Source organism: Yoonia maritima (genome assembly GCF_002933395.1).
GTDB lineage: Bacteria > Pseudomonadota > Alphaproteobacteria > Rhodobacterales > Rhodobacteraceae > Yoonia > Yoonia maritima_A.
This window is the reverse complement of sequence record NZ_PKFN01000007.1, coordinates 672,193-697,073: the sequence shown is the minus strand read 5'-3', so window position 1 is coordinate 697,073 and position 24,881 is coordinate 672,193. Positions and strand designations below refer to the sequence as shown.

Genomic DNA, 24,881 nt, shown 5'->3' with positions numbered 1-24,881 from the left:
CAGGACCGTGGCTGATGTACGTCAATGATGCACATCAGTCACGTGCACCGGCGGTAATGTGGGAAAACCCACCTAAATAAAATGAGACTGAGGCGTGCGGCGTACCTTTTGGGCCTCTTATATGATGCGGTTTGCGCGTTGGCAGCGCCAACGGCACGTGCAAAGCTTGTTCACCGGCGCATTGATTGTCGCGGGGCCTGTTCTTGCTGTTATTACATACGTCATCATCGGTCCTTGGGGGCAGGGCGCTTCCTCGCCGCAGTTGCGGCTGATTCTTTTATCCGACCTTGTGTATGTGTTGGTTGTTATGGCCGTCGTCATGCGCCAAGTCGCAAGGATGGTTGCCGCGCGACGGGCAAAATCGGCCGGATCGCGATTGCATTTGCGGCTGACTGGTGTGTTTGCGGTTTCCGCTCTGATCCCAACGGTCCTTGTTGCGGTGTTCTCAGTTCTACTGATTTCTGTCGCGCTTGATGGTCTGTTTTCCGAACCCGTTGGTAATGTTTTACGCACATCACTCACCACCGCGCAGGCCTATGAGGAGGAACATCGCCAAGAGTTGACGCGCGATGCAACAGGTCTGGCCGGGTTTCTTAATCGTGAACGACAAGCAAACCTGTTTATGGATGATGGAGAAGTGCGGCGCGCGCTTGGGGATGTGCAGCCGCAAATCGACAGATCACTGTCTGAAGCCTATGTCATTGACGGTGACGGCGAAATATCCGCACGCGGGTCGGGGTCATACGATTTTGATTATGAGCGACCAAGCGATGAGAATTTTACAGATGCCGATGCCCTTGGCCTAGCGATTATCGAAGACGTGGCAAATAACGAATTTCGTGCGCTAATGCCGCTAACTGCATTTCGTAATCGGTACCTTTACGTCACACGAAGTGTGGACGGTAACGTATTGTCTTTACTGAATGATACGACGCAAACGGTTGAGCAATACGAGTTGTTGGCGAATGAACGCGGTAAGATGTTGTTCCAGTTCGGCCTATTGTATCTTGGGTTTGCAGTCATTCTGATACTTGCAGCGATTTGGGGCGGGCTTTGGTTCGCAGAGCGCTTGTCACGGCCCATTGGTCGTTTGGTGTCAGCATCACAGCGCGTTGGTGCGGGTGATTTGGATGTTCGCGTTATCGAAGACGATGGCGACGATGAAATTTCGCAGCTCGGGCATTTCTTTAATTTGATGACAGGTCAGCTTAAGGGCCAGCGCGACGAGTTGTTAGAGACCAACCGCCTAACAGAACAACGCCGGCGGTTATTCGATTCCGTACTTAGTTCAGTGACGTCAGGTGTTGTCGGGTTGGATGCTGATGGTCGTGTTACGCTTGTGAACCCGTCAGCACAGCGGCTTCTGTCTGTGAACCCCGATCACGGCCCAACCGCGCTGCCGCTTGCGATCCCTGAATTTTCAGACCTATTTGGTCAAATGATTGCTGCTGGTGCGGATAATGTACAAGATCAAGTCAACCTGATCCGTAAAGGGCAGCAAGAAAGCCTATTGGTACGCATGTCGCCACGTCGAAACGCTGATGGGGCGCTTGAAGGGTATGTTGTGGCATTTGATGACGTGACCGACCTTGTAAGCGCGCAGCGCATGGCGGCCTGGGGTGATGTTGCACGTCGTATTGCGCATGAAATCAAAAACCCACTTACGCCAATCCAACTATCTGCTGAACGGATTAAACGTAAGTTTGCAAGTCAATTGGGCGATGATGCGAGCAAGCTTGAACAGATGACGGATGTCATCGTACGGCAAACGAATGATCTGCGTCGCATCGTCGATGATTTCTCAAAGTTTGCGCGTATGCCAGAGCCACAGATGGCTGTGGCCGATTTAACGCAGCTTGTCGCTGATGCAGTTGCTTTGCAAAAGGCCGGTCAACCAGATGTTAAGATCACAGCAACCCTTCCTGTTGAAACCATCTTGGCTGACATGGACGGTACAATGATTAGCCAAGCGCTGACAAACTTGATCAAGAACGCTGGCGAAGCTACTGAAACCTTTATGGAAAAAAATGAAGTTGGGGATTACAAGCCGCAAGTGCGTGTTGTGATGTCGCAGCATGACGGCCATGTGCGGATTTGTGTGTCCGACAACGGGATCGGGCTTCCAGAAGATCGGACGCGGTTGTTTGAACCATATGTGACAACTCGCGACAAGGGGACGGGGCTTGGGCTGCCAATCGTGAAGAAAATTATCGAAGAACACAGCGGGACACTGACCCTAACAGACGCTGAAATCTTCAAAGGACAGGACCATGCGGGAGCCTGTGCGATCATTCAACTACCATTAATGTCTGCCGACGCGCAGACTATAAAAATACCAGCATGAGGACGATGATGGGCGATATTTTAATTACCGATGATGAACGCGATATTCGAGAGCTCATTTCCGATATTCTAAAGGACGAAGGCTATACAACCCGGCTTGCGGGAACGTCTGACGAGTGTATGGCGCAGATTGCCAAGGCGCCTCCGGCGCTGATGATCCTAGATATTTGGCTGAAAGATAGCGGCATGGACGGGATCGATATCCTGAAATCCGTCAAAAGAGACCATCCTGACATCCCGGTCGTGATCATTTCGGGGCACGGCAATATCGAAATTGCGGTCGCTGCAATTAAGCAGGGGGCTTATGATTTTATTGAAAAGCCGTTTAACATCGACCAGCTGCTTGTTGTGATCCGTCGCGCGATGGAAACATCGCGTTTGCGGCGTGAGAACGTTGCGCTGAAACGTGGGGATGTCGCGAGCGCTGAGATGCTTGGAGATAGTGCTGCGTTCCGCACGTTGAAATCGCAGTTGGACAAGGTCACAAAGTCAAATGGCCGTGTGATGCTGACAGGCCCTGCTGGTGTCGGTAAGGAAATCGCGGCGCGTTACATTCATGCGAATTCAAACCGTTCAAGTGCACCATTCATCACGGTGAACTCGGCTTCGATCGAACCTGATCGCATGGAAGAAGTGCTATTTGGGCGCGAAGACAGTGGGCGCGGCGTTGAACCCGGTTTGCTTGAAGAGGCAAATGGTGGTGTGATCTATTTTGACGAAATCGCTGATATGCCACTGGGAACGCAGTCAAAGATATTGCGTGTTCTTGTAGATCAACGGTTCCAGCGGGTTGGCGGTACTGATAAAGTTCAGGTCGATTTGCGCGTCGTATCAAGTACGAACCGTGACCTGCCCATGGCAATTGAGGCAGGTACATTTCGCGAAGAACTGTACCACCGGCTGAATGTCGTGCCGATTGCAGTGCCTTCGCTTGAAGAACGTCGGGAAGATATTCCTGTGCTTGCAGAGCACTTTATCGAAGTCTTTAACAAAGCGCAGGGGTTGCCACTGCGCCAGCTTGCGGATGATGCGCGCGCGTTGCTGCAAACAATGCTGTGGCCGGGGAATGTGCGTCAGCTTAAGAACGTGGTTGAACGTGTTCTAATCCTTGGTGAAAACACCGGTGACATTGCTGCACGTGAACTGCCAACCGGTGAAGAAAGTGGTGGTAGTGACGAAGGGCGTATTGTGCTTGCTGGTGGTCTCGCGACTTTGCCGTTGCGCGAAGCGCGCGAGCTGTTCGAGCGGGAATACCTACTGACGCAAATCAACCGATTTGGTGGCAATATCAGCCGGACAGCGACCTTTGTGGGCATGGAACGGTCAGCGTTGCACCGCAAACTTAAGTCGCTTGGCGTAGTGACAAGCAATAAGGCCGGCGGGCGTGTCGCCTATGTCGAGGACGAAGCATAATGAAAGTCATTATCTGTGGTGCGGGGCAGGTTGGCTGGCAAATTGCGCGCCATTTGTCCGGGGAAAAGAACGACGTTACGGTCGTGGATAACAACCCCGAACTCGTCCGGCGTGCCACTGATACGTTAGATGTTCAAGGTATTGCCGGGCACGCAAGTTATCCAGATGTGCTTGACCGTGCGGGCGCGCGTGACGCTGACATGATTATTGCTGCGACCCATTCTGACGAAGTGAATATGGTGACCTGTCAGGTCGCGCATTCGGTATTTGCGGTCCAACGGAAAATTGCGCGGTTACGTGCCCAAAGCTATCTTGATGCGATCTATTCGGACTTGTATCGACGTGATCATTTGCCAATTGACGTTGTGATCTCTCCCGAAAAGGAAGTCGCGGAAGCGGCGCTGCAACGACTTGCTGCGCCTGCTGCTTTTGACACTGAGAGCTTTCTAGAAGGCCGCGGTCAGCTGCTTGGGATTACGATTGATGCAGACTGTCCTGTGATTAATACACCGCTGCGGCAGCTAACTGATTTGTTCTCAACGCTGCGAGCTATCGTTGTTGGCATTCGTCGCGATGGCGCATTATTTGTCCCGTCACCGGGCGATCAGATATTTGCGGGCGATGATGTCTATCTGTTTACCGTAACCGAAGACATGACGCGTACGCTCGAAATCTTCGGTAAAACCCATGCCAAGCAAGATCGTATTGTGATCATTGGCGGCGGTAATGTTGGTTTGGGCGTCGCGCAGTCATTAGAAGCACGGACCGAACGGGTCAGAGTTAAGGTGATTGAAAAAGATCGTACGATTGCTGAAAACGCCGCTGATGCACTGGATCGGACAATCGTGCTGCATGGTGATGGTTTGAATAGCAGCTTGCTAGAAGAGGCGAATATTTCAACAGCAGACGCTGTTCTGGCTGTAACTGACGACGATAAGACCAACATGCTTGTGTCGGTGCGCGCCAAAGAAATGGGTTGCTCTATGGCGATTTGTTTGATCAACGACCCAACATTAGTGCCGCTGATGGCACCGCTTGATATCGACGCCTATATCAACCCACGCGCAACCACTGTGAGCTCGATCCTTCGTCACATCCGGCATGGACGTGTGCGTGGGGTTTATTCTATTGGTGACGCAGAAGCCGAAGTGATTGAGGCGCAAGTGCTTGGCACATCGCCAATCGCAGGACAAAAAATTAAAGAGATTTCATTCCCTGAAGGTACCTTGATTGGTGGGCTTATGAAGCAGAACAAATTCATCAAACCAACAGGTGAGACACGTATCGAAGAAGGCGATGTCATTGCGATTTTCGCGATGAGCAGTGATGTGCCAGAGGTTGAGCGCCTCTTGCAGGTTTCGATCGATTTCTTCTAATGAATTGGATCGTTAAGCTCCCGTTTTTTGTGATCTTGATGGGGTTGGGTGCGATTGCCATGCTCGTTCCCGCTGCGCATGGCGCGATCATGGACGACTTTAACGCCATGCGCGTATTCTTTTATGGCTTTGTTTTGTTTTCGATCCTGACACTAATCGTTGGGCTGACGACTGCAGGATATGCCCCGACCAACGTTGCGCGCAGCCAATTGATTGGCCTGCTGTCTGCGTTTACGTTGTTGCCACTGATGTTTGCCGTTCCGTTTTACGAGGCTATCGGCAACACGACCTATCTGAACGCATGGTTCGAGATGGTGTCGAGTTTCACCACGACCGGCGCAACAGTTTACGACACCTCGGGGCGGTTAACGCCGTCATTGCATTTATGGCGCGCATTGGTCGGTTGGCTTGGTGGTTTGCTGATATGGGTGACTGCGGTTTCCATTTTTGCCCCGATGAACCTTGGCGGGTTTGAGGTGCGCGCGACCACAAATATTGGTAAAGGCGCCGCGGTAAGCCTGAGCCAGATTTCTCGTATCGCTGACCCGTCCGAGCGTCTGGTGCGCTACACGCTGTCCTTGACGCCGATTTATGTTGGCCTGACATTTATGCTTTGGATCGGTCTCGTGGTTGCTGGGGAATTCCCCTACATCGCTTTATGTCACGCAATGTCGACCCTTTCGACTTCGGGGATATCGCCGATTGATGGGCTGTATTATGCCGCATCTGGTTTTTGGGGCGAAGTGTTGATTTTCGCCTTTTTCATTTTTGCGCTGTCGCGATTGACGTTTAGTCGTGGTTTGATCGGGGAACGCGAACAGGGCCTGCTGCGCGATCCTGAATTCCGAACAGCTTTAGTTCTTATTGGGCTTGTGACGGCAGGGCTATTCCTGCGTCACTTCCTTGCGGCGACTGACCGGCAGACTGTGGTATCGTTTCAGGAATTTATTGGTGCGTTCTGGGGGACGTTGTTTACCGTTACTTCTTTTCTCACGACAACGGGCTTTGAATCGCATTTTTGGGATGGTGCTGCTTCGTGGTCGGGGTTGCAAACGCCTGGGTTGTTTTTGACTGGCATGGCACTGATTGGTGGTGGGGTCGCAACCACTGCTGGCGGTGTGAAACTGTTGCGAATTTATGCGCTTTATCGTCATGGTGAACGCGAACAAGAACGGCTGTTGCACCCGTCTTCTATCGGTGGTGGCGGTAAAGAAGCACGCCGTATTCGCAAACAGGGTGCCTATATTTCATGGATTTTCTTCATGCTGTTCGCGCTGAGTATTGCGGGCGTCATGACGTTGATGTCGTTGACTGGCGTCCAGTTCGAAACCTCTATGGTGCTTAGTGTTTCTGCTTTGTCAACAACCGGACCGTTGGCTGCAGTTGCAGCAGAGGTGCCGATCGCATATTCTGGCATTCCGGATGTCGCTAAGGTTGTTTTGGCCGCTGCTATGGTGCTTGGTCGTTTGGAAACACTGGCAATTATTGCGCTATTTAATCCTGAAATTTGGCGCGGTTAACACAGCTTGCGTTGATTTTCTTTTGGGGCTGGAAACTCTGTCAGGGTCGCGACATACTGCGGCTAACAGCGAGGGGCCGATGCGCGGCCGTAATAACAAAAAAAGGGTGTCACAATGGCCGCCGACAAAGCAAATTTACAAGATGCATTTCTTAACCACGTTCGTAAGACGAAAGTTCCGGTGACGATCTTTCTGGTGAATGGGGTGAAATTGCAGGGTGTAATCACATGGTTTGATAGTTTCTGCGTCCTCTTGCGTCGCGACGGGCAGGCCCAGCTTGTCTATAAAAGCGCGATTTCAACAATCATGCCGGCGCAGCCTATCAGCCTATATGAAGGCGAAGAATAAGATTGCTAGAACATGATCGGCCCGTAACGCGGGCCTGGGTATTGCACCCAGATCTAAAGACCGACCACACGCGCCGTGCCGCAGGCCCCGCGCTTGAAGAAGGCGTGTCGCTTGCGGCTGCCTTGCCTGATTTGCAGGTTGTTGGTTCAGACATTGTGCGATTGCCAAAAATCCATCCCGGTAAGCTGTTTGGTAAAGGTAAAATCGCCGAACTAAAATCAGTGTTCGAAACCAACGAAGTTGAACTCGTTCTGATCGATGGTCCGGTGACGCCGGTCCAGCAGCGCAACCTTGAAAAGGAATGGGGCGTTAAACTGCTCGACCGGACAGGGTTGATTTTGGAAATCTTTAGTGACCGCGCGCGGACCTCTGAAGGTGTGTTGCAGGTCGAAATGGCAGCGCTGTCCTACCAGCGCACGCGTCTGGTGCGGGCTTGGACCCACCTTGAACGCCAGCGTGGTGGGCTTGGCTTTGTTGGTGGTCCGGGTGAAACCCAGATCGAGGCTGACCGCCGTGCGATTGACGAACAGCTGGGGCGCTTGCGCCGCCAATTGGCAAAGGTCGTTAAGACACGCGAATTGCACCGTGCGTCTCGTGCTAAGGTGCCATTCCCGATCGTTGCTTTGGTTGGCTATACCAACGCGGGAAAATCGACGTTGTTTAACCGGCTGACCGGTGCCGAAGTTTTCGCTAAGGACATGCTATTCGCGACGCTTGACCCGACAATGCGCAAAATCGTTTTGCCAACGGGTGACGAAGTCATCATGTCAGATACTGTGGGATTTATCAGTGACTTGCCCACAGAACTTGTTGCGGCATTTCGTGCGACGCTTGAAGAAGTGCTTGATGCCGATCTGATCGTGCACGTCCGTGACATCAGCCACGAACAGTCCGAAGAACAGTCGCAAGACGTGATGACCATTCTGCAAAGCCTTGGCGTTGCTGAAGAAGCACCATTGATTGAAGTTTGGAACAAGATCGACCAGCTATCGCCGGAAGATCACGATGCAATGGTGACGCAGGCAGCGCGTACGGATGATCTATTCGCGGTGTCAGCGATCACCGGCGAAGGTATGGACGCGCTGCTGGCGGCGATCCCGGATAAGCTCAAAGACCCACGTACCGAAGGCAACATCCAGCTTAGCTTTGCGGATGGACGAAAACGCGCGTGGCTGTTTGACGCAGGTATCGTCACCAACGAAGAACAAACCGAAACAGGTTACGATTTGACCGTGTTCTGGACAGCGCTACAGCGCGAACGTTTCGCCCGGCTTTAAGGTTTGGGGGTCAGTACTGTGACCCCCACAGCCGCTGCCCGCGCCAAAGCAGGGTCGAGCGACATCGGTATGTATTCACCACGTCGCCACAGTTCACCCAGATTATCATAGTATCGCGATAGAGGATGGCCGGATTGGCCCGTGGCAGTGATAAAGACAGAACTGTCAGGATCCGCAAAATCGTAAACGCCCCGATAGCCGGCTGCATGGACGTTTTCAAATGGATCAGACCCAACGCCTGATGTTTTGCCGCGCTGCAGAGTATTGTCGCCACCACTGGTCGATTGACGAATGTTCACGAGCCAATGCAATAATGGCGTCTTGCCCAGAACTGGATGATCATGCGTGGCAACATGAGCGTCACCCCAGCGCACAGCCTCAATGGCGGTGCCGTGGTTTTCTGTGATCCAGATCAGCGCTTCGTCCAGCGCCTGTCGCGCAATATCTGTGCATGTTTCGACCGGGGCGGATTGGATGACGTCACACCAAACTGCCGCACCATCGATGTTGCGAAAAACGCGTTCAATAAACACGGGATCGACATGGGTAAATTCCGCCGCAAGCGGCCCGAGCTCATCACGGATCAGGCGTTGTTGTACAGCGCGCACCCATGCGGCATAGATTAAAGGCTCTGGCAGATGTTCGTTCATTTCGCCGTTCCAGGCGGACAGTAGGTCAAGCGCGATTTGACGCCGTCGCTCTGGCGTTCCCTCTGGGGCAGCATCTCCCGTGTACCAAAGATTCGCGCCCATCAGCGACGAAAGCGTGCGTGCCGTAAAGCTAACGGTATCAAGCTGCGCTTCGATAAAGCTGTCTCGCGTGTGCACTTCGCGTGCTTGCATCAGGCGACGCCAGCGGTTGATCCGTTGGGTATCGCCCCACAGGTAGGACACGTGGCGAGGGAATTCGCGATCAACCGTTTTGTTGTTGGTATTCCCGATGATCCCGCCTTCGGGGTTTAGAAAAATAGGGTTGTCGCTGTAGGGAAATCGGCCCTGCCATCGGTTTTCACTGAGATAACCAAACGATGGAAAACGACCGCGGCTTTGATGGTTCGGGTCACGTGCCGGGATTGCGCCAATCGTTTTCATTGCAATCCGATTGCGGTCTGCGAGCGTCAGGTTCAGTGCGGGTGCAATGTAGGTTTCGCCTGCGCGAATGGCTTCATTGACTGTCCGCGCACGCATGATGCCCATGGCAGCTGAAATCGATGTGTCGCGATCTGATAGCGCGCTCCACGCAATTGCAGTTACGTGATCAGGCGGGGTGATTGTTCCAAGGTTGAATTGATCGCCTGACATCACAGGACCATTTGCCGTCCACCGTAAGCGCAATGTGACGGCTGGTGCGTCCTTAATGTTGACGATGCTGTCACGTGTGCGGAAGGGCACCCAACCATCAGGTCCGCGATATTGGTCGCGGTTATCAGGGTTTACTTCTTCGATCATGATATCAAGATCGTCGACATAGGCCGCCGTAATACCCCAACCAAGGCTATCGCCGCGTCCCGACATGATGAGCGGCAGCCCAGGAATAGTTGCGCCAATAACGCCACCGCTTTCTAGCTCTAGCCGGGCAAGGTACCAGATGGTCGGCGCGGTCAGGCCCAGATGCGGATCATTGGCAAGCAGCGTTGACCCGGTCGCCGATCTGTCGGCATTTGCAGCCCACGCGTTTGATGCACCGGCAAGCTCTGGTGGATGAAATGGCGACAATGGATCGGACGCCAACTGTGTATCGGGTGTGAACGACAAGACGCCGGGCACAAGGCTCGCGTATGCGGGCAGGGCGGCGATGCCGCTTGTGGGATCATCTGGCATGATGTCATGCAGACGATCATTGTCGATCAAAAGCGAAGTCCGCGCGCGTAATACTTCATTCGCCAGATTTGGCGAAAGTTGCAGAGCCATAAGTTTTAAAATTGCGATGGAATCCGCTGGCTGCCAAGGTGAAACGGGATGGCTAAACATCCACATCTCTGGTGCGCCACGGCCACGCGCGCCTGCGTTCACCTCGTTCATCCAGGCATTTACACCAGCGGAATAAGCGTTGAGCGCTGCCGTCGTTTCCTCATCTTGCGCCTTCTCCGAAGCAACAGAGAGGTTGTAGATGTCATAGCGGCGCATCGCTTCGTCGATCTTTAGCGTACGTTCGCCGAATAGTTCAGACAGACGCCCCTGAACCGTACGGCGCAACATCGTCATCTGCCAAAGCCGGTCTTGGGCATGGGCATAGCCAAGCGCAAAGAACACGTCTTTGTCGTTGGCACCAAAGATATGCGGCACATTTGCATTGTCGCGAACGATCTCAATCGTTGCGCTAATTCCGACAACATCCGTTTGTGCATCATAGTCTGGCAAGGACCGCGACGCGAAGTAGTAGGCCAGTGTAACGGTCGCAACGCAAAGAACAATCAATGCAGTTGCGAGCCGGATAAGCCAACGGAAAATCAGCGCCATGAGAACCTCGGGGTTTTTTGTTGGCCCCGTTGTACCAATGCTATCAGGAAGAACAAGCTAGCGTTCGGGGATCAGGCCTTTTGGGCTAAAACGCAGTACCAATAACAAGACAAGCCCCATAGTCAGAAGGCGCATATGCGCTGCAGATTCAATCATCCGCTCCTTGAGTTCACTGCCGTCAGCCAAACCGCTGGACAGGATATTCATCAAGCCAAGGCCCATTGGTTCAACTTGAACCCATAGCCACCAGATCAGGATACCACCAAGAACAGCGCCAAAGTTATTGCCGGAACCACCAACGATCACCATGACCCAAATCAGGAAGGTAAAGCGTAGTGGCTGATAGGTGCCCGGTGTCAGCTGACCATCAAGCGTGGTCATCATCGCGCCGGCAATCCCGCAGATTGCGGAACCAAGGATGAAAATTTGCAGATGGCGCGCGGTTACGTCTTTGCCCATCGCCTCGGCTGCTGTCTCATTGTCGCGAATTGCGCGCATCATACGGCCCCATGGGCTGTTCAGTGCCTTTTGCGCCAACCAAAGCAATACCAGCAGCACAATCGCGAACAGGACTGTGTAGCACAATTTTGTATAGATCGTAGATGCAGTGAGAGGGTCCAAGCCAAAGCTAGCCGCGCGCGCGATAAAGCCCGGATCGCTTTGTAGCGTGACCTCATAGGGAACAGGACGGGGCAGGCCGTTCACGTTTTTCACGCCACGTGCCAACCAGTCTTCGTTTTTCATGACGGCGATGATGATCTCTGCAATGCCAAGTGTCGCAATCGCCAAGTAATCAGACCGCAGGCCAAGCGCAGTTTTCCCGATGATCCAAGCAGCACCAGCTGCCAGCAGACCACCCATCGGCCATGCAAGCAGGATGAAGTAGTCGGGCAGCAGCATGTCGTTGGCATTCCGGTGCGGACCAAAGATGTTCAGACCACCAAGATAACCTGTGGAAGCAGGATCAACCGCCTCAATCCCCGCGACGCCTGCATCATAGACAGCACGGTAGATCACGAAACCAACGATAAGCGCCGCAATCGTACCCAATGTACGCGCACGACCTGTTAGCTTTTTGCGAAGGAACACAACGGCCACGACCGTCGCAACACCCAGCAGTAGCCCTGCGATAACTTGCAAGCCGCCAGCTGACCATGCCTCGCCCACTGGGGGCATGCCGATCAGAACGGTGGCCAACCCGCCAAGCGCGACAAAGCCCATGACGCCGATGTTAAACAGCCCGGCAAATCCCCATTGCAGGTTTACGCCAAGCGCCATGATAGCCGATACAAGCCCCATGTTCAGGATGAACAGGGCAGAGTTCCAGCCTTGCACAAATCCTGTACCAACGAGTAGCAGGCCAACGAATGCGAAAAGCAGTGTGTTTTTTAATGCAGGGTTCATACGGATTGCCCCTTGAACAGGCCGGTCGGTTTAAACAGCAGCACGATAATCAAGATCGCAAAGCTGACGGCGAATTTATAATCGGTAGACATCAACTGGACGAGGCCATCAGGCTCGAGGCTGTCAGGCATCATATACACCAGCACCTTTTTCCATGCGTAGGTGATCGTGACTTCGCTGAATGCGATGACAAAACCACCTGCGATGGCGCCCAATGGATTGCCAAGGCCACCAACGATGGCAGCAGCAAAGATCGGCAGCAGCAGCTGGAAGTATGTGAAGGCTTTGAAAGACTTATCCAAGCCGTATAGGACGCCTGCTGTGGTCGCGAGTGCTGCAACAATCATCCAAGTGACCTTGACCACCCAATCAGGGTTAATGCCGGACAAAAGCGCGAGATCTTCGTTGTCTGAAAACGCACGCATGGATTTCCCGGTGCGCGTTTTGTTAAGGAACCAAAATAGCAGCGACACTGCGATAATCGCGACGACCACGGTGATTGCTTGCGTCGTTTTGATCGCAAGACCTTCGCGAAGGCCGGTCATTTCTTTGAAGTCACGCGCGGTGATCAGGAAACGTTCACCATCGGCAAAGCGGATATCGCGTACGCCAATGACAAAGCGCACAACGCCGTTCATCACAAACATCACGCCCATAGACACGATGACAAGGATGACAGGCTTGGCCTTTTGGTCACGGTAGAATTTGTAAACCAGCCAATCGGTGAGCAGCACCAAAAGGATCGTCGCACCAATGCCAAATGGCAACGCGAGAAGGGCGGTCGGCAGCGGCCCAAAGGTAATCCCAAGCGCAAGCAGCGCATTGGTCCCGATGATCGTCATCGCGGTCCCAAAGGCCATGGTATCGCCATGGGCAAAATTCGAGAACCGCAAGATGCCATAAATCAGTGTGACGCCAAGCGCACCAATGGCGAGCTGAGCACCATAGGCGAGGCCCGGTACGATGACAAAGTTAGCGAGGGCCACAAGGGCGTTTAAGAAGTCCATTAGTGTCCAGGTCCTCTGGTGCAGGTTCCGCTATATTGACGATAACCAGTTACGACTGGTTCGTTTGCAGTGTATTCGACGATCATCTCTTCGAACCGGGCTAAACCACTTTCATATACTGAAAGAGTATCACCGCGCCCGATATGTGACTGCCCATCATGATGGTATATTTCAGCACCATTGACCGATGACCTCGAATAGCATTTCATGGCGTCACCGATAAAAGAGCTTTCGCAGTACATTCCCGGACCGCTGGAATTTTCATTGTGGAGAAGAAGCGTCATGGCTTTATCGTCACCCTGTAAATCACAGCGATAGACCTTAGTATCAATGTGTTTTTCGCTTGTTAGAGATGCCGATCTGGCTGCACCGTTATTATAAACTGCATACGGTCGCTCCGAGATACATCCGGGCAGCATGAAAGCTACGGCACCTAATGTGGATAACTGCTTCATCCGCCCAAGAAACTCCGCCGTACATCTTCGTCCGCTAACAATTCTTTACCGGTACCAGTATGCGCGTTGCGCCCCTGCACCAGAACATATGCTTTATCCGCAATTTCAAGTGCTTGTCGGGCATTCTGTTCGACCATCAGGATTGGAATACCTGTGCGGGCAACCTCAATGATCCGGTCGAACAGCTCGTCCATCACGATGGGTGACACGCCAGCGGTGGGTTCGTCCAGCATCAGTACTTTGGGTTGTGTCATGAGTGCGCGACCGACGGCAACTTGCTGACGTTGACCGCCCGACAATTCGCCCGCGGCTTGGTTGCGCTTTTCTTTGAGGATCGGGAACAGGTCGTAAACCTGCGTCATTGTATCCTTGAAATCGTCGCGACGGATAAAGGCACCCATTTCTAGGTTTTCTTCAACCGTCATCGACGTGAAAATATTGTGGGTTTGGGGGACAAAGCCCATCCCCTTAACGACGCGTTCCTGCGGCGACAGTTTGGTAATGTCTTCACCATCCAGACGCACTGCGCCTGAATTGACGTTCAACATGCCAAAAATGGCTTTCATCGCGGTGGATTTGCCAGCCCCATTGGGGCCAACAATCACTGCGATCTCGCCTTTTTCGGCGGCAATCGTACAGCCATGCAAGATATCAGGACCTTTGCCATAACCACCGGTCATGGCGTCGCCGATCAGAAACGGTTCGCTCACTTGTTAATGTACTCCGACAAGAAGGGCAGATAGGTGGTTAGCGTGTTGCGCATCAGCGCCTGCTCGGATCCATCCGCGTGATAGAGGTAGATGTAGTAGAATGTGCCGGCTGCGCCCAATACGGCACCGAGCAACACAGTTAGTAAGAATTTCATGTCATAACCTTATCTTTGTTTTTTAAGCCGGTGCCGAGGTAAGCCTCGATCACCTGTTCGTTGGCTTTGATTTCGGCCAATGTTCCTTCGGCCAAAACGTGGCCCTCGGCCATACAAATAACTGGGTCACAAATGCGGCCAATAAAATCCATGTCGTGTTCAATGACGACGAATGTGTAATTACGTTCTTTGTTCAGGCGAATGATCGCGTCGCCAATGGTGTTCAAAAGGGTGCGGTTCACGCCTGCGCCGACCTCGTCCAGAAAGACGATCTTGGCGTCGACCATCATGGTCCGGCCAAGTTCGAGCAGCTTTTTCTGTCCGCCGGACAGGTTCCCTGCTTTTTCGTCTTTCAGGTGGTCGATTGTCAGGAATTCAAGAACTTCATCCGCTTTGGCAAGCAAAGCGCGTTCTTCGTTCGCGATCCGTTTGCGGCCAAACCATGCGTTCCACAGCGTTTCGCCAGATTGCGCGCCGGGTACCATCATCAGGTTTTCACGCACAGTCATAGACGAAAATTCATGCGCGATTTGGAAGGTGCGGAGCAGCCCCTTGTGAAATAATTCGTGCGGCGGCAGACCTGTGATGTCTTCGCCCATCATGGTCACACGGCCAGATGTCGGTTTAAGAACACCCGCTATCACATTGAAAAGTGTTGTTTTCCCGGCTCCGTTAGGTCCGATAAGGCCCGTAATTGATCCTTGTTCGATGCGTAGCGACGCACCGTCTACGGCGCGAAAACCACCAAAGGTTTTCACCAGATTTTCAACAACAATCATATCTTCCCCTCGCACGCCTTTTTGGCATGTCTATTGTGCAAAACGGCGCAGTTTCCCGCGCCGTTTTCCGTCGTCTACCGCGTTATTAGCGATATTTAACCGTGGAATATACACCATCAGTGAATTCGATTTCCTGAAAGTTTCCAGCAGATTCGCCGGGCCCGATCAATTCAACGGCAGATGCGCCGACATAGTCGATGTCTTCGCCAGCAGCGAGAAGCTCTAGACCTTTGGCAATTTCACCTGGGAAAATTTCAACACCTGGTGCGTTTGCAACGTCAAAGACGTGGTCTTTGAAGTCTGCTGATGCCGAAGAACCCGCTGCTTGCATTGCCAGCATGATCAGGGCTGCCGCATCATAAGATTCTGCGGCAAAGGTGCTTGTGCCGTCAAAGCCTGCGGCCTCGGCCATGTCAAAGAACGTCGCCGCGCCAGTGCTGTTTGTGCCGGGGTAGCTCCCGATTGATCCGTTCAGCTCATCACCGAAGTTTTCATTCAGCGCCGCGCCAACCATACCGTCTGGGAAGAAAAACGTATCAAATGCACCTGAATCAAGCGAGGAGCGCACAACACCAGAACCGCCTTGATCGACATAGCCCGCTACAACCAGAACTTCGCCACCAGCGGATGCTAGTGCGCCAACTTCAGCCGAATAATCTGCTTTGCCGTCTTCATGTGCAGCAGAGATGGTTACTGTTCCGCCAGCCGCTTCAAATGCCGCTTGGAACGCATCAGCAAGACCCTTACCGTAATCGTTGTTGGTATATGTCAGAGCAACCTCGGTGATGTCGCGATCACCCAGAATTTCTGTCATGATTTCCCCTTGGCGCGCATCAGATGGCGCAGTGCGGAAAAATAGGCCGTCATCTTCGGCTGTTGAAAGCCCCGGTGACGTTGCCGAAGGCGAGACCATTACTACACCGTTCGCACGCGCGACGTTTTGCAAAATCGCGCCTGTGACGCCTGAACAGTCAGCGCCCATAATCGCGTTCACATTGTCGGACGTGATCAGTCGCTCTGCCGCTGTGGTCGCCGCACTGCTGTCGATACATGTGCTGTCGCCACGGACAGGTGTCACGGTTGCGCCATCTAGCAGAGCACCTGCTTCGGTGACTTCTGCCATTGCAAGTTCAGCGCCAGCACCCATCGCAGGGGTGATCGATTCAAGCGGACCGGTAAAGCCAAGGATAACGCCGATTTTGACTTCTTCAGCGTGGCCAGCAGCCATTGCGCCACTCGCAATCATTGTCATGGCAGATGTCGCCATAAGTAATTTTTTCATTTTAGACTCCCCGTTGGTTTTTTGTATTCTGGGCGGCAGCTTATCAGCGTGTTTCCAAAAGGAAAGTCTGAACGAAAGGTCAATTTCTTCGAAATGGTAAAGTTATGCTGCGCACCACGGCTTTGATGCATGTTTTAGAACAATCAGATCAAGGATTTGGTTTTGTCCATGATTACGCGCGCGATGCGTGACTGCCACGTTCGCGGTAGGGTGTCGTATCATAATGCGACCGATAGCATTTTGAAAAATGCGATGGTGATGCGAAACCACAGGCCAAGGCGACATTAATGACGGTCATATCTGTTTGCATCAGCAGATTACGCGCCTTTTGTAGGCGTAGTTCCATATAATAGCGCTTTGGGCTTCTTGATAAATAACGTCGAAATAGCCGTTCTAACTGCCGTGTCGACATACCGACATCAGAAGCAAGCGTCGTCGGGCTGATCGGTTCTTCGATATTTTCTTCCATCATTTTAATAACGCTGGAAAGTTTCGGGTGTCGGACGCCAATTCGCGTCGGGATTGATAGCCGCTGTGTATCTTGGTCCGTTCGGATCGAAGAATAGATCAAAATATCGGCCACAGCATTGGCTAGATCCTCACCGTGATCGTCCGCGATGAGCTTAATCATCAAATCAAGCGATGCTGTGCCCCCGGCCGTTGTGATACGGTTACCGTCGACAACAAAGACTGATTTTGTGAGTGTAACATCTTCGAATTCTTCCAGAAAGCTGTCGTGATTCTCCCAATGGATTGTGGCGCGCTTTCCATCCAGCAGGCCAGCCTTTGCAATTGTGTAACCTGCGGTGCAAAGCCCTGCGATCGTCGCGCCGCGCCGCGCTTCGCGTCTTAGCCAGTTTAACAATCGTTTTGTCGTTGCGATTTTAACGCCGATACCCCCACACACCATAATCGTGTCGTCGCGATCTGTTTCGCCGAGGCTGTGTTCAACGCGAAATGCACAGCCGCTTGAACAAACGGTATCTTCTCCGTCTTCGCTGACAATTGTCCATGTATACAGGGGCTTACCTGCGGTGCGGTTCGCAATCCGCAAGCTCTCCAACGCCGCGGAAAAGCTAATCATCGTGAAATTGTTCAACAGAACAAACACAAAATGGCGTGGTTTGCCGCTGTGATCTACTTCAACGATTTGTGGGTCTGCATACATGGGCTTTGTCCGAAAAGAGTATCGAACGACCGAACCAGTTTTGACTTTGTCTATCAAGCCCCAAAGTGACGGAAAGGCAGTTTCCGGGGTGCATTGCACTTTCGTATTGGCCCTTAGGGCTGTGCGCGTTATACGGAGCACCTAAAATTAGTTCACTATGACTGCAAATGGAGCAATAAAATGACTAACTGGCAAAAATCTGACTGGCGCAACAAGCCCCGGGTACAGATGCCTGAGTATACCGACGCAGCCGCGCTTAGCGCTGTCGAAGGTCGTCTTGCCAGTTATCCACCATTGGTTTTTGCTGGTGAAGCGCGCAAACTGAAACAACAACTTGGCGCGGTAAGCCGTGGAGAAGCGTTTTTGCTGCAAGGCGGCGATTGTGCCGAAAGCTTTGCTGAATTTGGTGCCGACGCTATTCGCGACACATTCAAAGTGATGCTGCAGATGGCGATGGTTCTGACCTATGGCGCCAAGGTGCCAGTGGTTAAGGTTGGTCGTATGGCTGGTCAAATGGCGAAGCCACGTTCAGCGCCAACTGAAACTGTGAACGGTGTCGAACTGCCAAGCTACCGTGGTGACATTATCAACGGTTTCGATTTCACACCAGAATCACGTATTCCCGACCCAGAGCGTATGTCGCAAGCCTACATGCAGGCGGCTGCGACGTTGAACTTGCTGCGTGCGTTTTCAACAGGTGGTTTTGCGAATGTTCACGAAGTTCACAAGTGGACTTTGGGCTTTACCGACACCAACGAAGTCGCAAAATATAGCGATATGGCCGCCCGCATCACTGATACGCTTGATTTCATGGAAGCTGCTGGCCTGACCACAGATACCAACCATGAACTACAGACAGTTGATTTCTACACCAGCCACGAAGCGCTGTTGCTTGAGTATGAAGAGGCGCTTTGCCGTTTGGATTCGACGTCTGGTAAATGGCTTGCAGGTTCTGGCCACATGATTTGGATCGGTGACCGCACACGTCAGCCAGACGGGGCGCATGTTGAATTCTGCAAAGGTGTTCAAAACCCCATTGGTCTGAAATGTGGCCCATCTATGACTTCTGGCCATCTCAAGGCGTTGATGGCGTCGTTGAACCCTGAAAACGAAGCGGGTCGTCTGACGCTGATCGCGCGCTTTGGTGCGGGTTCAGTTGGTGAACATCTGCCGCGCCTGATCAAGGCCGTCGAAGAAGAAGGCGCAAACGTTGTTTGGACCTGCGACGCGATGCACGGCAACACGATCAAATCGACAACGGGCTATAAAACCCGTCCGTTCGATAGCGTGCTGCGCGAAGTCAAAGAATTCTTTGCTGTTCATAACGCAGAGGGCACGATCCCAGGTGGTGTGCACTTTGAGATGACGGGCAAAGACGTGACTGAATGCACCGGCGGTATCCGCGCTGTGACAGACGAAGACCTGTCTAGCCGTTACCACACAGCCTGTGATCCGCGCTTGAACGCGTCGCAGTCGCTTGAATTGGCGTTCCTTGTTTCCGAAGAACTGTCGGCACGCCGCAACAAGCTGGGCCAAGCTAAAGCTGGTTAATTAAGCGTTGTTTACAACCAAACGAAGGGCCGGATGCATCGCGTCTGGCCCTTTTTTGTTGAGCGTGAGTGGGTTCCTATGTGACCTCGCAAGCTTGATCCCCAATGTTTCGTGACGCATGGGCAGATCTTTGGCGATTTCAAACTTGCGGGAGCGATTGCCGCGATTCCCGTCAGTAACAATTGCCCCTAGAATACGGCTGGTTTGACCATTGTCATCGCGCAGCGGCAACATAAGCATCGTACCCGTCAAAGGCGCACGAACGATGTTGCCGGGTGCATACAGCGGTAAAGCAATAATCGCGGGTTCGGTGAAAGCGGTTTCTACTAGCTGTGTCAGTTCATCACGCGCCTCTGGGGCAAAGAACGTACCAATCGGCATGCCGCGCGCATCCATTTTCAATAGATCATGCAGTTTCTGACCCGCGACCCGCATCCGTGCAATTCCGGGCGCAATCCGTTGAAGGATGAACGTATGCGGCAGCGCATCGTCGATTTTCCGTGGCTGAATATCATTGCGTGACGGGATTTGACTAGCGTGGCGAAGCGCCTGCCAATATGCCTCAAGGCTTTGTAAAATGGGGTCATTCGCCCCTGGGAAATCTTGGTGGCGACGAAACGATATGTGACTAACTACTTCCATGTGATCCTCGGCGATCCTATAAATTCAAAATTCAGGACAATTATGTTTTCCTTTAAGTCGAATTTAACGCAGTTTTGTCATATGTTCACTTAACAAAGTGTTAAACGGTTAACGCACTCAGGCTTGCCCAATGGACCATTTATCCAATAGGACCAATGCAAACAGTAGCGTAGGCGGTGACACATGACCCAATCGATGACAGCATTTGCAAGCAGGACAGGCGCGCTTGGCCCTGTATCATGGAGCTGGGAAATGCGGGGCGTGAATGCACGGGGCTTTGATCTTCGTTTGCGTATGCCGGATGGTCTGGATGGTGTGGAACCTGCGCTGCGTTCAGCTGTCGGAGATGCAATCGCGCGCGGGAATGTGACTGTGAACCTGCGGTTAAATCGCGAAGAGACAGCCGGTCAGCTTGCGATTGATGAGGCCCGGTTAGACGCGGTACTTACCGCGCTTGATACCGTGCAAGAACGCGCATTTATAAAGGGTGTAACGCTCGCGCAGCCAACCGCAGCCGATGTTTTAGGCCAGCGCGGGGTTTTGGTCGCCGCACAGCCCCAAGACGACGCTGAACAGCTCGTCGCCGCGTTAAAATCTGACATACCTTCGCTTTTGGCCGATTTTTGTGAAATGCGTAGAATAGAAGGTGCAGCGTTGCATGATGTTGTTGCAGGGCAGTTAACCAAGATTGCGGAATTGACCGATGATGCCGCAAAGGCGGCGGCCGACCGTGCACCGCAAGTGCGTGATAACCTGACGGCCGCGCTTCGGCGTGTGCTGGAAGATGTCGCAGAAGTCGAAGACGGACGTATCGCCCAAGAGCTTGCTTTGCTAGCAATGAAAAGCGACGTGACCGAGGAAATCGATCGTCTAAAGTCGCATGTGCAAGCCGCCCGCGATTTGCTTGCCGATGATAAACCATCTGGCCGCAAATTTGACTTTCTCGCGCAGGAATTCAACCGCGAAGCTAATACACTTTGCGCCAAAGCGCAGTCCGCGCCGCTGACCGCAATCGGGCTTGACCTGAAAGCCGTGATCGACCAGATGCGCGAACAAATTCAGAATGTGGAGTAACTGATGTCCAGACGCGGCCTTTTGATCATTCTTTCGTCACCATCCGGGGCGGGAAAATCAACGCTCGCTGGGCGTTTGCGTAAGTGGGACGACAGTCTGCGCTTTTCTGTTTCGGCCACGACTCGCGAACCACGTGAAGGCGAGGAAAACGGCAAAGACTATTTCTTTGTGTCGGTGCCCGAATTTCAAGAACAGGTCGCGAGCGGTGAAATGCTTGAACACGCGCGGGTCTTTGGAAACTACTATGGATCGCCCAAGGCGCCCGTACAGGCCGCGATTGAGGCCGGGCGTGATGTCTTGTTTGATATCGACTGGCAGGGCGCACAGCAGATCAGTAATTCAGCATTACAGGAACACGTGCTGTCGATTTTCATTCTACCTCCGTCGATTACTGAACTGCACCGTCGTTTGGTTAGCCGCGGTCAGGATGCGCCCGAAGTTATTGAAAAACGGATGCAAAAAAGCTGGGATGAAATTAGCCACTGGGACGGGTACGATTATGTTCTGGTAAACGATGATTTGGACGCGACCGAAGAGCGCCTTAAGACAATCATCAGTGCAGAGCGTTTACGTCGTTCCCAACAGCCAGATTTGGTGAACCATGTCCGCGAGTTGCAAACTCAATTTGGAGAACGCGAATGACACTTTATGCGTTAGGAGATAGGCAACCTTCTGTTGCTGATGACGCGTGGATCGCGCCGGGCTGTCACATTGTCGGTAGTGTTACGTTATCTGAAAAGTCATCTGTATGGTTCGGCACCACGATGCGTGGTGATAATGAAATGATCACGATTGGTGCAGGAAGCAATGTACAGGAAAACTGTGTTTTTCACACAGATATGGGTTTCCCGCTGACAATTGGGGCAGGGTGCACGATTGGACACAAGGCTATGCTGCACGGCTGTACGATTGGGGATGACAGCCTTATTGGTATGGGCGCTACGGTTTTGAATGGCGCGGTGATTGGCAAAGGGTGCTTGATTGGCGCGGGTGCGCTGATCACAGAAGGCAAGGTCATTCCCGACGGGTCACTGGTGATGGGTGCGCCGGGTAAAATCATCCGCGAACTTGATGCTACAGCGCGCGCTGGTCTTAAGGCATCAGCCTTACATTATCAGGAAAACGCGGCAAAGTTCGCACGGGACTTAAAGCCGCTTTAGGCTGGCATCATCAGAATATCAAACCAAACACTCGGCGCATGAGAGTTTACCTCTTGAATGACAGCGTGTCGGTTGGGAAGAGTCTCTGACAGCGCACAATAGCGACCAAGATACCCAAAATCATGCAGTCTTTCTGCAACATCTAATGCGTCAAATGTGTCTGCGATCAGCGGGGACAAGATGGTCTCGGGGGCTATTTCAGCTATGGATTTCTGATCTAACGCCGAAATGGGTATGACTTTTACGCCGTCAATTGGCGGAATACTGCGTCCCTGTGCTTTCCATCTGACGACATCCCCAACAACAATTGTTTTTGGTTTCGCCCGACATGAAATGGGGAACGGTAAAATTTTGGCGGTGTTACCTTGGCTCGACATAAAACAAACAACTCTTGAATGGCATCACAAATTACAACCTGTGTGGCTTTTCTTAGCTTTGCTGAATAACTGGGTTGGCGCAATTGATTTTTCGCGTCAAAACGTCGGTGATAATAAATATTAGGAATAAATCATGGCCTACTACCATATTGGCGATGTCATTGCTGCTATACCGATGCCTATTCTCGTCATTGGACCTGACGACCGTGTACGTGCGGTTAATCCTGCGCTCGAAGTGATTTTTGGGTCTGGGTTGGTTGGTAACCATTATATATCTGCATTGCGCCAACCCAGCGTCCTCGAGGCGATCACCACATTGCGTGGCGGTGGCGGATCAGCAAATGTCCGGTTCATTAATCGTGATGGCGCAAAGGATACGGTGTACCAAGTTGCTGTTTCGCCCGCTGGTGCTGACATTGTCCTGAGCTTTGAAGATCAGACTGCATCGGAAGATGCTGGTAAAATGCGCCGCGATTTTGTCGCCAACGTGAGCCACGAGTTGCGCACGCCATTAACCGCGTTGATGGGCTTTATTGAAACATTAGGTGGCGCGGCTCGGAATGATGCAGCGGCACGGGATCGGTTTCTTGGGATCATGTCACATGAAGCAACCCGCATGACCCGTTTGGTTGACGACTTATTGTCGCTTTCGCGTGTCGAAGAGGATGAGCGTGTTCGGCCGCGCGAACATGTTGATCTACCGGCGTTACTTAGTTCCGTGATCAAAGGCCTAGAACCACAGGCCGCCGCCGCCGGTGTTACAGTGACCTTGGATAACGCTGGTGACGGGGACATGGTACCGGGCGATGCTGGGCAATTGGTGCAAGTCTTCACGAACTTGGTTGAGAATGGCATTAAATACGGCGCTAGCGGTCAGAGCGTAAATGTGACGATCCACGCATGCGCCATGGATCTGCGGCTACGTTCGCAAGCCGTTCAGATCAGCGTCGCTGACAAAGGCGAAGGAATCGCAAATCACCATATCGCGCGCCTGACTGAACGATTCTACCGCGTGGATAATCACAGGTCCCGCGAAATCGGGGGCACGGGGCTTGGGCTAGCTATTGTAAAGCACATCGTGAATCGGCACCGGGGGAGACTGTTGATCGACAGTGAGCTTGGGGCAGGAACCACAATTTCAGTTTTTTTGCCGATTTCGTAGGTCGTCATAAAACTTTTACACAAGTGTCACAAAAGCTTCGAGAGCGGCTTCTAGACGAAGCGCAATGGTTGCGCGGCTCGCGTGCAACTGATGTTTGACTGACTGGAGTGATTTGATGTCGATCATGAAACTGACTGCGACAACCGCAGTTCTTGCTGCCCTTACCGCAACTTCTGCTGCTGCACGTGACAACGTACAGGTTGCTGGTTCTTCTACCGTATTGCCTTACGCGTCTATCGTGGCTGAGGTCTTTGGCGAAAACTTTGATTTCCCAACACCTGTTGTTGAATCAGGTGGTTCTTCTGCAGGTCTTAAGCGTTTCTGCGAAGGCGTCGGTGAAAACACTATCGACATCGCAAACGCATCTCGTGCGATCAAATCATCAGAAATTGAAGCATGTGCTGCAGCTGGTGTAACTGACATCATCGAAGTCCGCATTGGTTATGATGGCATCGTTTTTGCATCTGACATCAATGGTAACGGTTTCGAATTCACACCCGAAGATTGGTACAAAGCTTTGGCTGCCGAAGTTGTCGTAGACGGCGCTTTGGTTACAAACACTGTTGAGACATGGGACCAAGTAAACCCAGCGTTCCCAGCGCAGCCGATCCAAGCCTTCATCCCGGGCACAAAGCACGGCACACGTGAAGTATTCGAAGAAAAAGTGATCCTTGCTGGCTGCGAAGAAAGCGGCGCAATGGAAGCAATCATGGGTCTAAACGGCGGCGACGAAGATGCAGCCGAAGGCACATGTATGGCGATCCGCACTGATGGTCTTTCTGTCGACATCGATGGCGACTACACAGAAACACTGGCCCGCATCGAAGCTGACAACAACGGCATCGGCGTATTTGGCCTCGCTTTCTATGAAAACAACACAGACAAACTGCAAGTTGCAACAATGTCTGACGTTGTTCCAACAACTGAAAGCATCGCTGCTGGTGACTACCCTGTGTCACGTCCACTGTACTTCTACATCAAGGCAGCACACATCGGTGTTGTTCCTGGTGTGAAAGAATTTGCAGAATTCTTCGTATCTGACGACATTGCTGGCCCAGATGGTCCATTGGCAGAATATGGTCTGGTTTCCGACCCAGAGCTGGCATCTGTTCAAGCGACTGTTGCTGATGAAGTGACTATGGGCAGCGGCTCTTAAGTTTACTATGAGTATGAGGCGCCACACCGGCGCCTCATGCGAACCCTTTATACGTTGGAAACG

General features: G+C 52.5%; 23 protein-coding genes. 13 read left to right on the top strand and 10 right to left on the bottom strand.

From position 1 onward, the window contains the following. Positions 1 to 121: 121 nt before the first annotated feature. The 6 genes from CYQ09_RS04925 to hflX all read left to right on the top strand — a co-directional run bounded on the left by CYQ09_RS04925 (position 122) and on the right by hflX (position 8,277). Positions 122 to 2,344, top strand: a complete 2,223-nt coding sequence (locus CYQ09_RS04925; protein WP_106744280.1) for a sensor histidine kinase NtrY-like — start codon at positions 122 to 124, stop codon at positions 2,342 to 2,344. 8 nt (positions 2,345 to 2,352) lie between these two features. Then, a complete protein-coding gene (locus CYQ09_RS04920) occupies positions 2,353 to 3,756 on the top strand; it encodes a sigma-54-dependent transcriptional regulator (RefSeq protein ID WP_106744592.1) in 1,404 nt (467 codons plus the stop codon). Then, positions 3,756 to 5,132 (top strand): Trk system potassium transporter TrkA, encoded by a 1,377-nt coding sequence (gene trkA, locus CYQ09_RS04915; protein ID WP_106744279.1) that lies wholly within the window; start codon positions 3,756 to 3,758, stop codon positions 5,130 to 5,132. Before CYQ09_RS04920 ends, trkA begins: the two co-directional genes overlap by 1 nt. Then, complete coding sequence (locus CYQ09_RS04910; protein ID WP_106744278.1) at positions 5,132 to 6,652, top strand: TrkH family potassium uptake protein; 1,521 nt, start codon at positions 5,132 to 5,134, stop codon at positions 6,650 to 6,652. The genes trkA and CYQ09_RS04910 overlap by 1 nt, the downstream gene beginning before the upstream one ends. A gap of 114 nt (positions 6,653 to 6,766) precedes the next feature. Beyond that, positions 6,767 to 7,000, top strand: coding sequence for an RNA chaperone Hfq (gene hfq / locus CYQ09_RS04905; protein WP_045996137.1), 234 nt, complete (start codon positions 6,767 to 6,769; stop codon positions 6,998 to 7,000). 2 nt (positions 7,001 to 7,002) lie between these two features. Next, entirely contained in the window at positions 7,003 to 8,277 is a 1,275-nt protein-coding gene (gene hflX, locus CYQ09_RS04900; protein ID WP_106744277.1) for a GTPase HflX, read from the top strand. On the opposite strand, the gene CYQ09_RS04895 is transcribed toward hflX, so the two are convergent. From CYQ09_RS04895 to CYQ09_RS04865, 9 genes are all read right to left on the bottom strand, one after another. Further along, positions 8,274 to 10,736, bottom strand: a complete 2,463-nt coding sequence (locus tag CYQ09_RS04895; protein ID WP_106744276.1) for a penicillin acylase family protein — start codon at positions 10,734 to 10,736, stop codon at positions 8,274 to 8,276. The two genes, hflX and CYQ09_RS04895, sit on opposite strands and share 4 nt — an antisense overlap. 57 nt (positions 10,737 to 10,793) lie before the next feature. Further along, entirely contained in the window at positions 10,794 to 12,140 is a 1,347-nt protein-coding gene (locus CYQ09_RS04890) for a branched-chain amino acid ABC transporter permease (protein ID WP_106744275.1), read from the bottom strand. Then, entirely contained in the window at positions 12,137 to 13,147 is a 1,011-nt protein-coding gene (locus tag CYQ09_RS04885; protein WP_106744274.1) for a branched-chain amino acid ABC transporter permease, read from the bottom strand. The genes CYQ09_RS04890 and CYQ09_RS04885 overlap by 4 nt, the downstream gene beginning before the upstream one ends. Then, entirely contained in the window at positions 13,147 to 13,602 is a 456-nt protein-coding gene (locus CYQ09_RS18245; RefSeq protein ID WP_162617568.1) for a hypothetical protein, read from the bottom strand. Before CYQ09_RS18245 ends, CYQ09_RS04885 begins: the two co-directional genes overlap by 1 nt. Beyond that, positions 13,599 to 14,312 (bottom strand): ABC transporter ATP-binding protein, encoded by a 714-nt coding sequence (locus tag CYQ09_RS04880; RefSeq protein WP_106744273.1) that lies wholly within the window; start codon positions 14,310 to 14,312, stop codon positions 13,599 to 13,601. The genes CYQ09_RS18245 and CYQ09_RS04880 overlap by 4 nt, the downstream gene beginning before the upstream one ends. After that, positions 14,309 to 14,467, bottom strand: a complete 159-nt coding sequence (locus CYQ09_RS18400) for a hypothetical protein (RefSeq protein WP_204353901.1) — start codon at positions 14,465 to 14,467, stop codon at positions 14,309 to 14,311. Before CYQ09_RS18400 ends, CYQ09_RS04880 begins: the two co-directional genes overlap by 4 nt. After that, the gene (locus CYQ09_RS04875) at positions 14,464 to 15,246 is read right to left on the bottom strand and encodes an ABC transporter ATP-binding protein (protein ID WP_106744272.1); all 783 of its coding nucleotides are present in this window, start codon (positions 15,244 to 15,246) and stop codon (positions 14,464 to 14,466) included. Before CYQ09_RS04875 ends, CYQ09_RS18400 begins: the two co-directional genes overlap by 4 nt. An 85-nt stretch (positions 15,247 to 15,331) precedes the next feature. Continuing rightward, positions 15,332 to 16,528: an ABC transporter substrate-binding protein gene (locus CYQ09_RS04870; RefSeq protein ID WP_106744271.1), complete on the bottom strand. Its 1,197-nt coding sequence runs from the start codon at positions 16,526 to 16,528 to the stop codon at positions 15,332 to 15,334. A gap of 172 nt (positions 16,529 to 16,700) precedes the next feature. Then, positions 16,701 to 17,696, bottom strand: coding sequence for a GlxA family transcriptional regulator (locus CYQ09_RS04865; protein WP_106744270.1), 996 nt, complete (start codon positions 17,694 to 17,696; stop codon positions 16,701 to 16,703). 180 nt (positions 17,697 to 17,876) lie between these two features. On the opposite strand from CYQ09_RS04865, the gene CYQ09_RS04860 reads away from it, so the two are divergent. Further along, a complete protein-coding gene (locus CYQ09_RS04860) occupies positions 17,877 to 19,247 on the top strand; it encodes a class II 3-deoxy-7-phosphoheptulonate synthase (RefSeq protein ID WP_106744269.1) in 1,371 nt (456 codons plus the stop codon). On the opposite strand, the gene CYQ09_RS04855 is transcribed toward CYQ09_RS04860, so the two are convergent. Then, positions 19,248 to 19,889: a PAS domain-containing protein gene (locus CYQ09_RS04855; RefSeq protein WP_106744268.1), complete on the bottom strand. Its 642-nt coding sequence runs from the start codon at positions 19,887 to 19,889 to the stop codon at positions 19,248 to 19,250. 183 nt (positions 19,890 to 20,072) lie between these two features. On the opposite strand from CYQ09_RS04855, the gene CYQ09_RS04850 reads away from it, so the two are divergent. From CYQ09_RS04850 to CYQ09_RS04820, 6 genes are all read left to right on the top strand, one after another. Beyond that, positions 20,073 to 20,963 carry a YicC/YloC family endoribonuclease gene (locus CYQ09_RS04850; RefSeq protein ID WP_106744267.1) on the top strand — a complete coding sequence of 297 codons (891 nt, stop codon included), beginning with the start codon at positions 20,073 to 20,075 and terminating at the stop codon, positions 20,961 to 20,963. Between the two features lie 3 nt (positions 20,964 to 20,966). Next, positions 20,967 to 21,605, top strand: coding sequence for a guanylate kinase (gene gmk, locus CYQ09_RS04845; protein WP_106744266.1), 639 nt, complete (start codon positions 20,967 to 20,969; stop codon positions 21,603 to 21,605). After that, complete coding sequence (locus CYQ09_RS04840) at positions 21,602 to 22,123, top strand: gamma carbonic anhydrase family protein (protein ID WP_106744265.1); 522 nt, start codon at positions 21,602 to 21,604, stop codon at positions 22,121 to 22,123. The genes gmk and CYQ09_RS04840 overlap by 4 nt, the downstream gene beginning before the upstream one ends. A 234-nt stretch (positions 22,124 to 22,357) precedes the next feature. Further along, a complete protein-coding gene (locus CYQ09_RS04830; protein WP_162617567.1) occupies positions 22,358 to 22,624 on the top strand; it encodes a hypothetical protein in 267 nt (88 codons plus the stop codon). Between the two features lie 9 nt (positions 22,625 to 22,633). Continuing rightward, the gene (locus CYQ09_RS04825) at positions 22,634 to 23,662 is read left to right on the top strand and encodes a sensor histidine kinase (RefSeq protein ID WP_106744262.1); all 1,029 of its coding nucleotides are present in this window, start codon (positions 22,634 to 22,636) and stop codon (positions 23,660 to 23,662) included. A gap of 115 nt (positions 23,663 to 23,777) precedes the next feature. Beyond that, positions 23,778 to 24,818, top strand: coding sequence for a substrate-binding domain-containing protein (locus tag CYQ09_RS04820; RefSeq protein ID WP_106744261.1), 1,041 nt, complete (start codon positions 23,778 to 23,780; stop codon positions 24,816 to 24,818). The last annotated feature ends 63 nt before the right edge of the window (positions 24,819 to 24,881 follow it).